The organism is Streptomyces sp. NPDC002386, from assembly GCF_053593175.1.
This window is the reverse complement of the sequence record NZ_JBSFBX010000017.1, coordinates 60,936-74,442: the sequence shown is the minus strand read 5'-3', so window position 1 is coordinate 74,442 and position 13,507 is coordinate 60,936. Positions and strand designations below refer to the sequence as shown.

The 13,507-nt window shown below is 71.4% G+C and carries 12 protein-coding genes; 8 read left to right on the top strand and 4 right to left on the bottom strand.

What is annotated here, in order from left to right:
- Positions 1-2 precede the first annotated feature (2 nt).
- From ACWCPN_RS29235 to ACWCPN_RS29225, 3 genes are all read left to right on the top strand, one after another.
- Positions 3-2,387, top strand: coding sequence for a xanthine dehydrogenase family protein molybdopterin-binding subunit (locus tag ACWCPN_RS29235; RefSeq protein ID WP_451212003.1), 2,385 nt, complete (start codon positions 3-5; stop codon positions 2,385-2,387).
- Positions 2,388-2,582: 195 nt separating this feature from the next.
- On the top strand, positions 2,583-4,040 hold the full coding sequence (locus tag ACWCPN_RS29230) for an NCS2 family permease (protein WP_199212561.1): 1,458 nt from the start codon (positions 2,583-2,585) through the stop codon (positions 4,038-4,040).
- A 99-nt stretch (positions 4,041-4,139) separates the two neighbouring features.
- Positions 4,140-5,291 (top strand): XdhC family protein, encoded by a 1,152-nt coding sequence (locus ACWCPN_RS29225; RefSeq protein WP_451212000.1) that lies wholly within the window; start codon positions 4,140-4,142, stop codon positions 5,289-5,291.
- Between the two features lie 14 nt (positions 5,292-5,305).
- Here ACWCPN_RS29225 and ACWCPN_RS29220 read toward each other — a convergent pair whose 3' ends face one another.
- Entirely contained in the window at positions 5,306-5,746 is a 441-nt protein-coding gene (locus ACWCPN_RS29220; protein WP_199212563.1) for an SRPBCC family protein, read from the bottom strand.
- A gap of 107 nt (positions 5,747-5,853) precedes the next feature.
- Complete coding sequence (locus tag ACWCPN_RS29215; protein WP_392293524.1) at positions 5,854-6,621, bottom strand: polysaccharide deacetylase family protein; 768 nt, start codon at positions 6,619-6,621, stop codon at positions 5,854-5,856.
- 183 nt (positions 6,622-6,804) lie between these two features.
- On the opposite strand from ACWCPN_RS29215, the gene ACWCPN_RS29210 reads away from it, so the two are divergent.
- The 5 genes from ACWCPN_RS29210 (at position 6,805) to ACWCPN_RS29190 (ending at position 12,044) form a co-directional block, all read left to right on the top strand.
- A complete protein-coding gene (locus tag ACWCPN_RS29210; RefSeq protein WP_451211997.1) occupies positions 6,805-7,065 on the top strand; it encodes a hypothetical protein in 261 nt (86 codons plus the stop codon).
- A gap of 25 nt (positions 7,066-7,090) precedes the next feature.
- Positions 7,091-7,558, top strand: coding sequence for a TIGR03668 family PPOX class F420-dependent oxidoreductase (locus ACWCPN_RS29205; protein WP_451211994.1), 468 nt, complete (start codon positions 7,091-7,093; stop codon positions 7,556-7,558).
- Positions 7,559-7,663: 105 nt separating this feature from the next.
- Positions 7,664-8,335, top strand: coding sequence for a DUF2690 domain-containing protein (locus ACWCPN_RS29200; RefSeq protein ID WP_451211991.1), 672 nt, complete (start codon positions 7,664-7,666; stop codon positions 8,333-8,335).
- Between the two features lie 5 nt (positions 8,336-8,340).
- Positions 8,341-11,343 carry a hypothetical protein gene (locus ACWCPN_RS29195; RefSeq protein WP_451211987.1) on the top strand — a complete coding sequence of 1,001 codons (3,003 nt, stop codon included), beginning with the start codon at positions 8,341-8,343 and terminating at the stop codon, positions 11,341-11,343.
- Positions 11,343-12,044, top strand: coding sequence for a hypothetical protein (locus ACWCPN_RS29190; protein ID WP_451211983.1), 702 nt, complete (start codon positions 11,343-11,345; stop codon positions 12,042-12,044). The genes ACWCPN_RS29195 and ACWCPN_RS29190 overlap by 1 nt, the downstream gene beginning before the upstream one ends.
- Before the next feature lie 51 nt (positions 12,045-12,095).
- On the opposite strand, the gene ACWCPN_RS29185 is transcribed toward ACWCPN_RS29190, so the two are convergent.
- Positions 12,096-12,431, bottom strand: coding sequence for a hypothetical protein (locus ACWCPN_RS29185; RefSeq protein ID WP_451211980.1), 336 nt, complete (start codon positions 12,429-12,431; stop codon positions 12,096-12,098).
- Positions 12,432-12,511: 80 nt separating this feature from the next.
- Positions 12,512-13,354 (bottom strand): patatin-like phospholipase family protein, encoded by an 843-nt coding sequence (locus ACWCPN_RS29180; RefSeq protein WP_451211977.1) that lies wholly within the window; start codon positions 13,352-13,354, stop codon positions 12,512-12,514.
- Between the last annotated feature and the right edge of the window lie 153 nt (positions 13,355-13,507).

Sequence of the window (13,507 nt, the reverse complement as noted above, 5' to 3'; positions counted from 1 at the left end):
AGATGCCGACGAACGGCGCTCCTACGAAGATCACGCAGGGCTCCCGGACCCGGGGCGGCGTCGGTGAGTCCACGCTCCGCCCGGACGGCACCCTGAAGGTCACCGGCGAGTTCGCGTACTCGTCCGACATGTGGCACGAGGACATGCTGTGGGGCCAGATCCTGCGCTCCACCGTCGCGCACGCCGAGATCGTGTCCATCGACACCGCCGAGGCCCTCGCCCTGCCCGGCGTGTACGCGGTCATGACCTACGACGACCTGCCCACCGACGTGCGGAACTACGGCCTGGAGATCCAGGACACCCCCGTCCTCGCCCACGGCAAGGTGCGCCACCACGGCGAGCCGGTCGCCATCGTCGCCGCCGACCACCCCGAGACCGCCCGCCGCGCCGCGGCCAAGATCAAGGTCGAGTACCGGGAACTGCCGGTCATCACCGACGAGGCCTCCGCGACCGCACCGGACGCGATCCTCCTGCACGAGAACCGCGACGACCACCACGTGGGCCACGTCCCGCACCCGAACATCGTGCACCGCCAGCCGATCGTCCGCGGCGACGTGGCGGCGGCGCGCGAGCGGGCCGACGTCATCGTCCGGGGCGAGTACACCTTCGGCATGCAGGACCAGGCCTTCCTCGGACCCGAGTCCGGCCTCGCGGTGCCCGAGGAGGACGGCGGCGTCCACCTCTACATCGCCACCCAGTGGCTCCACTCCGACCTCCGCCAGATGGCGCCCGTGCTCGGTCTGCCCGAGGACAAGGTGCGGATGACGCTCTCCGGCGTCGGCGGCGCGTTCGGCGGCCGCGAGGACCTGTCCATGCAGATCCACGCCTGCCTGCTGGCGCTGCGCACCGGCAAGCCGGTGAAGATCGTCTACAACCGGTTCGAGTCCTTCTTCGGGCACGTCCACCGCCACCCGGCCAAGCTGCACTACGAGCACGGGGCCACGCGCGACGGCAAGCTCACCCACATGAAGTGCCGGATCGTGCTGGACGGCGGCGCCTACGCCTCCGCCTCCCCGGCCGTCGTCGGCAACGCCTCCTCGCTCAGCGTCGGGCCGTACGTCGTCGACGACGTCGACATCGAGGCCGTCGCCCTCTACACCAACAACCCGCCCTGCGGCGCCATGCGCGGCTTCGGCGCGGTCCAGGCGTGCTTCGCCTACGAGGCGCAGATGGACAAGGTGGCCGAGGAACTCGGCATGGACCCGGTGGAGTTCCGGCAGCTCAACGCGATGGAACAGGGCACCCTCCTGCCCACCGGGCAGCCCGTCGACTCCCCGGCCCCGGTCGCCGAACTGCTGCGCCGGGTCAAGGCGATGCCGCTGCCGCCCGAGCGCCAGTGGGAGTCCAGCGAGGGCGCCGACGTACGCCAGCTGCCCGGCGGTCTGTCCAACACCACGCACGGCGAGGGAGTCGTACGCGGGATCGGCTACGCGGTCGGCATCAAGAACGTCGGCTTCTCCGAGGGCTTCGACGACTACTCCACCGCGCGCGTCCGGATGGAGGTCGTCGCCGGCGAGCCGGTGGCCACCGTGCACACCGCGATGGCGGAGGTCGGCCAGGGCGGGGTCACCGTCCACGCGCAGATCGCCCGTACCGAGCTGGGCGTCAGCCAGGTCACCATCCACCCGGCCGACACCCAGGTGGGCAGCGCCGGTTCGACCTCGGCCTCCCGGCAGACGTACGTCACCGGCGGCGCCGTGAAGAACGCCTGCGAACTGGTCCGCGAGAAGGTCCTGGAGATCGGGCGGCGCAAGTTCGGCTCCTACCACCCGGCCTGGGCCACCGCCGAACTCCTGCTGGAGGGCGGCAAGGTGGTCACGGACGCGGGCGAGGTCCTCGGCGACCTGGTCGACGTCCTGGAGGACGACGCCGTGGAGATCGAGGCGGAGTGGCGGCACCGGCCGACCGAGCCCTTCGACCTGCGCACCGGCCAGGGCAACGGGCACGTCCAGTACTCCTTCGCCGCGCACCGCGCCGTCGTCGAGGTCGACACCGAACTCGGCCTGGTCAAGGTCGTCGAACTGGCCTGCGCCCAGGACGTCGGAAAGGCGCTCAACCCGCTCTCCGTCGTCGGCCAGATCCAGGGTGGCACCACCCAGGGCCTGGGCGTGGCGGTGATGGAGGAGATCGTCGTCGACCCCAAGACGGCGAAGGTCAGGAACCCCTCCTTCACGGACTACCTGATCCCCACGATCCTCGACACGCCGACCATCCCCGTCGACGTGCTCGAACTCGCCGACGACCACGCCCCGTACGGGCTCCGTGGCATCGGCGAAGCCCCGACCCTGTCGTCCACCCCGGCCGTCCTCGCGGCGATCCGGAACGCGACCGGACTGGAGCTGAACCGCACACCGGTCCGCCCGGAACACCTCACGGGCACCGCGTAGAGACGGCCGCCATCGCGTCGCGGCGACGCCGCGACGCCGGCACCCCGGCGCCGGGCCCGCCCGACCCACGGCCGTCCCGGCGCCGGTCAGCAAGTACCACGTTCGTCTCGGGCCGTCCCCCGGGCCGTCCAATCCCAAATCCCGCCTGCCGCCCCACGGCAGCCGGGTGCCCCTGTGAACCTTGGGAGTTGGCCCATGACCCAGCAGTCAGTGGAGCCCAGGACCACAGCCGAAGACGCGGGCGAAGGCACCCGCGTCCCGGCCGGCAGGTCCTGGCTCGACCGGTACTTCCACATAAGCGGCAGAGGATCCACCGTCGCGCGCGAGGTGCGCGGCGGCATCACCACCTTCATGGCGATGGCGTACATCCTCCTGCTCAACCCCCTGATCCTGTCCGGGAAGGACGCGGCCGGGGACACCCTCGGCCAGAAGGCCCTGATCACCGCGACGGCGTTCGCCGCCGCCCTCACCACACTGCTGATGGGCTTCGTCGGCAAGGTGCCCCTCGCGCTCGCCGCCGGCCTGTCGGTCTCCGGGGTCCTGTCCTCGCAGGTCGCCCCCAACATGACCTGGCCGCAGGCCATGGGCATGTGCGTGCTGTACGGCGTCGTCATCATGCTGCTGGTCGTCACCGGCCTGCGCGAGATGATCATGAACGCGATCCCGCTCGCGCTCAAGCACGGCATCACGATGGGCATCGGCCTGTTCATCGCCCTCATCGGCTTCTACAAGTCCGGCTTCGTGCACCAGGGCAAGGCGACCCCGGTGAGCCTCGGCCCCGCCGGCGAACTCGCCGGCTGGCCGGTCCTGCTGTTCGCCGGCACCCTGCTGCTGATCTTCATGCTCCAGGCCCGGAACATCCCCGGCGCCATCCTGATCGGCATCGTCTCCGGCACGGTCGTCGCCGCGGTGCTCAACGGCCTCGGCGTGATCGACCCGAAGCAGTGGGCGGGCGGCGCGCCGGAGCTGCACGGCAGCGCGCTCTCGATGCCCGACTTCTCGCTCTTCGGACACGTGGAGTTCGGCGGCTGGGGCGAGGTCGGCGCGATGACCGTCGGCATGATCGTCTTCACCCTGGTCCTGGCCGGCTTCTTCGACGCCATGGCCACCATCATCGGCGTCGGCACCGAGGCGAAGCTCGCCGACGACAAGGGCCGGATGCCGGGCCTGTCCAAGGCGCTGTTCATCGACGGCGCCGGCGGTGCCATCGGCGGCGTGGCGGGCGGCTCCGGACAGACCGTGTTCATCGAGTCGGCCACCGGGGTCGGCGAGGGCGCCCGCACCGGGCTGGCCTCGGTCGTCACCGGACTGTTCTTCGCCGCCTGCCTGTTCTTCACCCCGCTGACCGCGATCGTGCCGCAGGAGGTCGCCTCCGCCGCCCTGGTGGTCATCGGCGCCATGATGCTGATGAACGCCCGGCACGTGGACTGGGCCGACCGCGCCACCGCCATCCCGGTCTTCCTGACCGTCGTCCTGATGCCGTTCACGTACACCATCACCACCGGTGTCGCCGCGGGCGTCATCTCCTACACGGCGATCAAGACCGCCCAGGGCAGGGGCCGCGAGATCGGGGCCTTCATGTGGGGCCTGACGGCCGTCTTCCTCGTCTACTTCGCCCTGCACCCCATCGAGGGCTGGCTGGGCGTGCACTAGGCGGCGTCTCCCCGATCCTCGCGGACCCGTGAGGATCGGGGAGACGCCCCCCAGTCCGGCCGACCCCCGCCCACCGCAACCCCGTCAGGAGACCGAGACATGCTGGACATCGCCGAGGAGCTGAACCGGTGGGTCGAGCAGGGCCGTGACTTCGCCGTCGCCACCGTGGTGGCCGTCGGCGGCAGTGCCCCGCGGCAGCCGGGCGCCGCCCTCGCGGTGGACACCGGCGGCACGGCCGTCGGCTCGGTCTCCGGCGGGTGCGTGGAGGGCGCCGTGTACGAGCTGTGCCGGCAGGCGCTCGAGGACGGGGAGACCGTCCTGGAGCGCTTCGGGTACAGCGACGAGGACGCCTTCGCCGTCGGCCTGACCTGCGGCGGCGTCATCGACATCCTGGTCACGCCGGTCCGGGCGGACGATCCCGCCCGGCCGGTGCTCGCGGCCGCGCTGGCCGCCGCCGCGCGAGGCGAGGCGGCGGCGGTCGCCCGGATCACCGAGGGTCCGGCCGGACTGCTCGGCCGCGCCCTGCTGGTCCGTCCCGACGGCTCCCACGACGGCGGCTTCGGGGGCCATCTGGAACTCGACCGCACCGTGGCCGCCGAGGCCGGCGCCCTCCTGGACGCGGGCCGCACCGGCACCCTGGAGATCGGAGCGCGGGGCTCGCGCTGCGGCGCCCCGCTGACGGTCCTGGTGGAGTCCTCGGTCCCCGCGCCCCGGATGATCGTGTTCGGCGCGATCGACTTCGCCTCCGCGCTGGTACGGGCCGGCAAGTTCCTCGGCTACCGCGTCACGGTGTGCGACGCCCGCCCGGTGTTCGCCACCGCGGCCCGCTTCCCGGACGCCGACGAGATCGTCGTCGAGTGGCCCCACGAGTACCTGGAGCGCACGGACGTCGACGGCCGCACCGTCCTGTGCGTCCTCACCCACGACGCCAAGTTCGACGTGCCCCTGCTGCGGCTCGCCCTGCGGCTGCCGGTCGCCTACGTCGGCGCGATGGGCTCCCGCCGTACCCATCTGGACCGCAACGAGCGGCTGCGCGCGGTCGGCGTCAGCGAACTCGAACTGACCCGGCTGCGCTCGCCGATCGGTCTCGACCTCGGGGCCCGCACCCCGGAGGAGACGGCCCTGTCGATCGCCGCGGAGATCGTCGCCTGCCGCCGCGGCGGCAGCGGTGTCTCCCTCACCGGCGCCCACACCCCGATCCACCACGACACGGCGGCCGCTCCCGCGGGACGGATCGGGTCGGTGGCCTGAGCGGCCGCCGCCCGTCACGCCCGCCGGAGCAGCCGGTTCGCCGCGCTCCCGAACAGGGTCCGCGCCGTGGCCGCCACGACGCCGTCGAAGAGGCGGGGTAGGAAGCGGACCCGCACGTCCTCCCGCCACACCACACGGGCCCGGCCGTCCGGCCCGGGTCCGACCTCGATCTCGGCCCAGCCCAGGATCACCCGCCCGTGCTTCTCCAGGCGGCACATCCCCGGTGCGCCGTCCGCGGGCGGCCGCCAGACCGTGACCTCCATGGGGTCGTCGAACCCGAGCGGGCCGACACCCGAGCGGGCCACGAACCGGGTGCCCTCGTGCGTCGGCGCGGGCGTGAGGACGGTGATGTGGGTGAAGGGCACCGCGTCACCGTGGCGGGGCCACTCGGTCAGCCGCCGCCACGCCTCCTCGAGCGGAAGGGGCACGGTGCGTTCGACGGAGAAGTAGGGCACGGCACGATCGTAGGCAATGGCCGCCGTCCGGTCGCCCGTCCGCCCGGCCCCGGATCCCCTGTACGGCTCAACGGCGGCCCCGGGAGGGTGGCCGACGGCCTGCCGGCTCAGGGCCGGTACACCCGGCCCGGTTCGGCCTTCCCCGGCGCCAGCAGCTGAGGCACCGTCACGAAGACGTAGCCACGGGCCTTCAGCGCGTCGATGATGCCGGGCACGGCCGGCACGGTGCCCCGGTAGATGTCGTGCAGCAGGATGATGCCGTCCCGGGAGGCCTGGTCCAGGACGCGCTTGGTGATCAGCGCCGAGTCGGTGGTCGTGTAGTCCTTCGCGGTCACGCTCCACAGCACCTCGGCCAGGCCCAGCTCCTTGCAGATGCGGTGCACGTCGGCGTCGGTGCGGCCCTGGGGCGGGCGCATCAGCGTGGGCCGGTGCCCGGTGAGCCGCTCTATCTCCTCGTCGGGCCGCCGCAGTTCCTCACGTATCCGGTCGTCGGAGATCCGGGTGAGGATCTTGTGGTCCCAGGTGTGGCTCGCGACCTCATGGCCCTCGGCCGCCATCCGCCTGACCAGTTCCGGGTATGTGTCGATGTGCCGCTTGCCCAGCAGGAAGAAGGTGGCCGGGACCTTCTTCTCCTTGAGGATGTCGAGCAGCCGCGCCGAGTTCTCGCTCGGCCCCGCGTCGAACGTCAGCGCGATGCACTTCGCCTCGCGGCAGTCCACCGCCCCGAGTCCGGCCGGTGCCCCGTGGGCACCCTCGGCGCGCACCGTGCTGGGAGCGGTCGTGTCGACCTCCGCGCAGCCCGACAGCGTCAGCGCCAGACAGGCGGCCACCGAGGCGAGCGTGGACAGACGCAACCCGCGTCGCGTTCCGCGCATCTTCTGGGGCGCGGGCTGCGGGGCCGGATTCGCGCCGGCCGAAGTCGTGAGAGGCATGCCGGGACTATACACTCGGTTCATAGTTCATGTGTTCGATTTTCGGCCTCATGCGAACGCCCGGCGGCGCGGCCGTAGCACCATGGAGGAGCGGGGGAGTGAAGGCCAGCGGCGAGAGGACCGCCCATGCGCTTCCGCGACCGTGCCGAGGCCGGACAAGTGCTCGCCGGTCCGCTGAGCGGCCTGCGTGACCGGGGTGAACTGCCCGGCCCCGTCGTCCTGGCCGTCCCGGTCGGCGCCTCCGACTCGCTCGACTCGCTCGCCCCGGAGGCGGACGCGATCGTGCGCCCGTACCGGCCGGCCGTCTTCAGTGCCGTCGGTCAGTGGTACGACGACTTCGGACAGCTCACCGTCGCCGGCGCGCTCGACGCCCTGCGCGTGAGCTGACCGGCCGCACAGCGAGGAGCGGCGTATGCCCCGACTGGCCGAGAGCGAGGCGCGGTCGCTGTTCGCCGCCGCGCGGGTGGCCCGGCTGGCCACCATCGACGCGTCGGGCCGGCCCCACCAGGTGCCGGTGGTCTTCGCCCATCACGCTCCCGGCGGCGCCGACCGGCTCGTCACCGCCGTCGACCACAAGCCCAAGACCACCGACCGCCTCAAGCGGCTGGCCAACCTGTCCGCGCACCCGGCGGTCTCGCTGCTCGTGGACGTCTACGACGAGGACTGGGACCACCTGTGGTGGGTCCGTGCCGACGGCGAGGCCCGCGTCCTGCCGCCCGGCACCGCCGACCCGGGCGCACGCCGGGCGCGGCAGACCGCCGTGGCGCTGCTGTGCGCCAAGTACCCGCAGTACCGGTCCCGTCCACCGGCCGGCCCGGTGGTCGACATCACCGTGCGGCGGTGGACCGGCTGGCGGGCGCGGACGTCCGAATCGCCGTGAAAAAGGCGGGAGAGCAACGGGGATATTGATTCCGCCTGTTCCTGTGGTTCGGCACCGGGATCCCCCTGATCGTCTGGCCTGTCGACGTAAAGCAGCGGAAAAGAGATGGTGCGGGCGCAACCCTCTCGATTCGACATAAGTGCAGGTCCGGGGCGGTGCAACTGCCTTGCACCGAGCGTGTGTTCGCGTAAGCTGCGCGTTATCCCCGCCGCGTTCGCGGCGGCAGGGGAAGGAACTTCTGAGGAGATATGTGTGCATGGCATACGTAAATGGGGGCCGGCGGCTGCTGCCCTCACCCTGATGGCCGGAGCCTTTCAGGGAATTCAGGCATCTCCGGCGGCCGCGGCCGACTGCTGGAGGGCCACCTGTTCGGGTAAGGACCCCATTCAGATGGGGTGCGACGACGACGCCGAAATTCTCCAGCAGGCGACGGAGCCGGACGAGTCGGTGGCGGTGCGGCTGATGTGGTCGCCGAAGTGCCAGGGGGTATGGGCGAAGATCTCGCGCGATCTCGACACGTCCCCCGACTACGTGTACGGGACGCTGTGGACGACGCGTGCGTCCGACGGCGGCATCGAGGACTACGACGCGACGGGTCTGCTCGCCGACGGTGTGGCGGGCGCCTACACCAAGATGCAGAACTGGAAGACCACGACCGCGAAGGCGTGCTGGAACGACGTCGACTCCCAGTACGACCCGGAGCCGCTGCAGTACATCAAGGACAACAACAACGCGAGCCTCCCGCTCGTGCACGGCCTGTGCACGGACTGGATATGAGGAAGATGATGCGCAGAAGAGGTCTCAGGAGATACTTCTCCACCAATCCCCTCCTGGCCCTGAGCGTGGTGGCGGCATCCACCGCCCTGGTTCCGATGGCGTCCTCGGACGGCACCGTGAGGACGGCGCCCGCCGCCGCGGGCGCCGCGTCGCCCCGTCTGTTCTCCGCGCCCGGCAAGGACCTGGGATCGGGTTACGCCTCGTCGTCGGACGCGATCGTGCAGGCCACCGGCGACGCCGAGGGGCTGCACATCCTCGCGGCCCGGGAGAGCGACGGGTTCTCCTTCTACGAGATCGCCCGTCTCGACCGCAAGGAACTCTCCGACGCCGGCCCGTGGACGGGCTACGTCTGCACCACGGGGTCGGGAGACTACGCGGCGGCCGTCTACGCCCCGTCGGCCTGGTCCAACCAGCCCGGCGCGTACGAGAACGGCGCCTTCGCCGCGGTCGTCCGTCTCTCCGACGGCAAGGTCACCGAGATTCCCGACCGGGTGCAACTGGCGTACTTCACACCGGGCTGCGGAACGGGCGACGAGGTGGCGTTCACCTCCAGCTCGGCCACCGACAGGTCGGCCGGCTCGACCACGGTGATCTCGGTGGACGCCGCCACCGGGTCGGTCTCCTCCCGCCGCACGGTCGACGGCTATCTCACGCATGTCATGCCCACGCAAAAGCGAACGGTGGGCGTGCTCGGCGGTGATCTCGTCGACCTCCGGGGCAGCGGCAGGAAGCTGTCCCCCCGCAAGCTCGCCGCCGTGCCCGGCCCGATGTTCGCGCTGACCGCCTCGAAGAACGGCACGGTGGACGTCGGCACGGTCGACGGCGGGAACAGCGTCATCTCCCGCTTCGACGGCAGGCGTTTCACCGAGCTGGGCCGCGCCCCGAAGGGGGACGTCAAGCTCCTCCCCGTGGCCGGCGGCGACGCGGTCGTCGGCGACGTGAAGGGCATCGACACCAGCAAGGCCCCGGGGCTGTCCAAGCACGCGGTCGACGGCCGGGTGGCCGGCATCTCCCGGCACGGCCACCTGGTGACCAACTCGGTGTTCTCCGAGCAGATGAAGGGCATCACCACCGGCGTCGGCTCGCCCTCGAAGAAGGGCGCCGGGACGCTGACGGTCAAGGCGACCGCGCTCCGGACCGGCGCCAGGGCCACCACGCTCGTGGACGCCGACCGCGAGCGGCCGGTGCCGGACTCCTCGGTGCGGCTGGACCCGGCCGCGTTCGCCATGGCCGGACCCGACGACCAGGACCCCGCCACCTGTGGTGAGGGCGGCCCCGAGTCGCAGTGCCTGTCCGGATCCGGTGCGGCCGTGTACGGCAAGGTCGCGGAGATGGAGACGCCCTGCATCGTCAAGCGCAACGACCCCAAGCGCCAGGCGCTCCAGCCCAGCGCGAACATGGTCGAGTGGGCGGTCGACCAGGCCGTGCACGGCGACCTGACGGTGTCCCGCCCGTCGAACTGGCACGACACCGGCCTCGGCGCCTACACCCCGCAGGGCCTGTTCCCCAAGCCCCAGCTGACCGGCGGCGGCGAGATCCCGGCTCAGGTCATGCTGGGCATCCTCGCGCAGGAGTCCAACTTCAAGCAGGCGTCCTGGCACTCCATGAACGGTGACTCGGGCAACGTCACCAAGTCCGACTGGTACGGCAACGCCAACGGCATCCACGGCTACCCCGACCGCGAGAAGGCCGACTGCGGTTACGGCATCGCCCAGGTGACCACCGGCATGTCGGAGAAGCACGCCGAGCAGCTCGACGCCCTGCACGCCGGCGCCGTCACCACCGACTACGCGGCGAACATCGCCGCCGGCCTGGGCATCCTGGCCGAGAAGTGGAACCAGATCAAGGCGCTGGGCATGAACGTCAACGGCGGCAGCCCGGCCTACATCGAGAACTGGTACACGGCGCTGTGGGGCTACAACTCCGGTGTCTACACCTCCGGTTCCGTCGGGCTGGGCTTCTTCAACAACCCGATCAACCCCCGCTACCCGGCCGACCGGCAGCCGTTCCTGCGTTACAGCTACGACGACGCCTCGCACCCCGGCGACTGGAACTACCCGGAGAAGATCTTCGGCTGGGCGGAAGTCCCGCAGAAGACCTGGGACGCGGCGGAGTCGTACTCCGAGCCGGACATGCCGTTCGGCGTCATCAAGGTCCCGCCGCGCACCCTGTTCTGCGACCCGGCCCTCAACTCCTGCGACCCGGACGCGGCCGACCCGTGCCCGACCTGGGACGCGCAGTGCTACTGGGACGGCACCGTGGACTGGATGGGCGGTCAGAACACCGACAACTCCACGACCGAAAAGCTCAGTTACTCGCTCGGGTCGGGTGAGCCCGCACTGCAGAGCAAGTACGAGCACGGCCCGTGCATCGACCACCCGAGCGTCTACCCCAACGCCATCGTCGTCGACGACCTCGGCGAGCACGAGGACACCTACGGCTGCGGCGACTTCGAGGCGGCCGACGACGGCAAGTTCACGCTCCAGGCCGGTGACAACATCACGACGCTGCGGGACGACGGCACGTTCCGCGCGACCCCGTACCTCGCCCCCATCGACCTGCACCAGCTCGGCGCCGGGTACGACCACCACGTCTTCTTCACGCACAGCTACGGAGACACGGACTACTTCCACAAGATCACCGGCCGGTGGGAGGTCAACCAGGCCAAGCTCCCCTCCGGAGACCAGCCGGGCGAGCGCTACAAGGTCTTCCTGCACCTGCCCAGCCACGGCGCCGAGGCCATAGTCCGCTACAACTTCATCCCGGGCGACAACACGGTGGGCGCCAAGGCCGACTACTGCCGGGTCAACCAGGGCACCCGCAGCGCCGGCAAGGACACCTGGTTCGAGATGGGCACCTTCTCGTTCTGGAAGGGCGGCCGGATCGAGGCGGACAACCTCCACGACGCCGGTACCGGGGACAGCAACGTCGTGTTCGACGCGATCGCCTTCGTCCCGTTCAACTACGCCGACCCCGGCGCGTGCAACCTCAACGACGGCGGTGTCTGATGCGCGCCGCCCTGCGCGTTCCCGCCGTGCTGATGACGGTCGTCATCGGCGCGGCGGGGGCCGCCTCCTGCAGCCGGAACAGCCCCGGGACGGCGGCGTCCGACCGCCCGAAGGCCGCGGCGTCCTCACCCGGGCCGTCCGGGGCGCGGACCGCCCCGCGCGCCGCCGATCTGCCGAAGCACGCGGTGGCCGGCGACAAGCGGCCCGGCTTCGGCGCGGCGGACACGATGGCCGAGGGCTACACCGGGAAGGACTTCCTCACCGGGCTCTCGAAGGACTGGAAGCTGAAGCTGGACGGGCCCGTCGAGCAGGAGATGCCCGACGGCGGGAAGAGGACCTACGTCAACGGGCGCGGCGGTGACGGCGTGACGGTGTCGGCCGGATACGCCGATCACCGGAACCTGTCGTCCCTGCTGTGCAGAGCCGGCACGGACCGGTCCGGCGACTTCGGCTTCCTCGCCGCCTGCACGGGACTCGACGTGGCCGGAGTCGACCACGGCAAGGCCTCCGCCTGGCTCCGGCAGGCGAGGAAGGAGACCGACGCGCTGTACGCGAGGAAGGTCGCCGAGACGGGGAACAAGAAGGAGTACGTCGTCAGCGGGGTGTTCACCTCGGGGCCGGTGACGATGGTTCTGCACCGGGCGTACGACAGGTACTCGCTGAGGATCCTCGGAGGCGCGGTGGCGTCCGGCGGCCAGTAGCCGGACGCGAGGTGTGAGGGTCCCCGCCGTCGCCGGCGGGGACCCTTCGCGCTACAGGTGCGAGCAGATCAGCGCTTCCGTCTTGTCCTTGTACTCCTGCATCTCGTCCGCCGTGTAGCCCGCTTCCTTCAGGCTCTGCATCAGCGCGGGCGTGTCGCCGCACAGGCGGGGCCGCTGCTGGTCGAGATAGGACTGGACGCCTTCGGCGGTCAGGTCCTCCCAGGCGCGTTTGATCTCGTCGTTCTTCTCGTGCGCGTAGGAGAACTCGACCCATTCCTTTTCCTGGCTCGTCAGGCGGGACGTGTCGACGGACGTGTCGCTTCCGCCGCACGAGGCGGCCAGGAGTGCGCACGCCACCACCGCGAGACACACACGCGCTTTCTTCACGATTCTCTCTTCCGCACAGAGCGCCAGGGGGGCCGTATCGTACGGCATGTACGCGCCAATCAGGGAAGGCGGGTGGTGCCTCAGCCGTGGTGCCAGGGCAGCCGCAGCGCCCGTCCCTGTGCCCGGCCCGCCTCGGCGGCGGGACCGCGGGTTCCCGGGTCCAGCGGGTTGTCGCCGATCGCCGCCCGCGCCGCCTCGTCGGGCGCCACGACCACGACCTCGCAGCCCCGGGCGCGCAGCTCCCGCACCGATCCCTCCACCGGCCGCTCGCTGGGGAACGGCTCCGTCATGCCCATCGGCACGATCACCACCACCCGGTCCGCGTCCTCCACGAAGTCGAGGTTGGCCATCGAGCGCACCCCGCCGTCGACGTACCGGCGCCCGTCGATACCGACCGGCGGCCACACGCCCGGCACCGCGCAGCTCGCCGCCACCGCGTCGACCAGCGGCACCCCCGAGTCCTTGTCGAAGACCCGCGGCTCCCCGCTCTCGGCGTCCACGGCGACGATCCGCAGCGCGCGCTCCGGCCAGCCGTGCGAGGGCAGCCGCGACTCGATCACCGCCCGGCGCCGCGTCTCCGGCACGGTCGGCGCCGCCAGCGCCGCCCGTCCCACGGCCCGGCGCAGCTCCGGCACCGAGGCGCCGGCGGACGCCGCGGCACCGATCTCGGCGGCGAACCCCTCCAGGTCCATCACGGCCATGATCTCGGCGGACTGCAGCGCCGGATCCACCTGCCGCGCGTAGAGCTCCGCGAGCCCCAGCCCGCTGCCCAGTTGCGCCGAGACGGTGGAACCGGCGGACGTCCCGAGCAGCAGATCCGCGCCGGAGACGTCCTGTCCCGCGTCGGCCAGCCCGGTCAGCACCCCGGTGATCCAGGCGATCCCGCCCACCCCGCCGCCGCCCAGTACCAAAGCCTCGGACATCGCTGCTCCTCGGTTGTCGGTTCTTGATCCACCGGAATGACACCACACAAGGTGAAGGCGACCGTCCGGATGTGGCCACCGTGCCCGCGCGGGCGGACGGCGAGCCGCGCCGGGCGCGGACATGCCGTTCACGGGGACCGCTCGTAGCCTGGG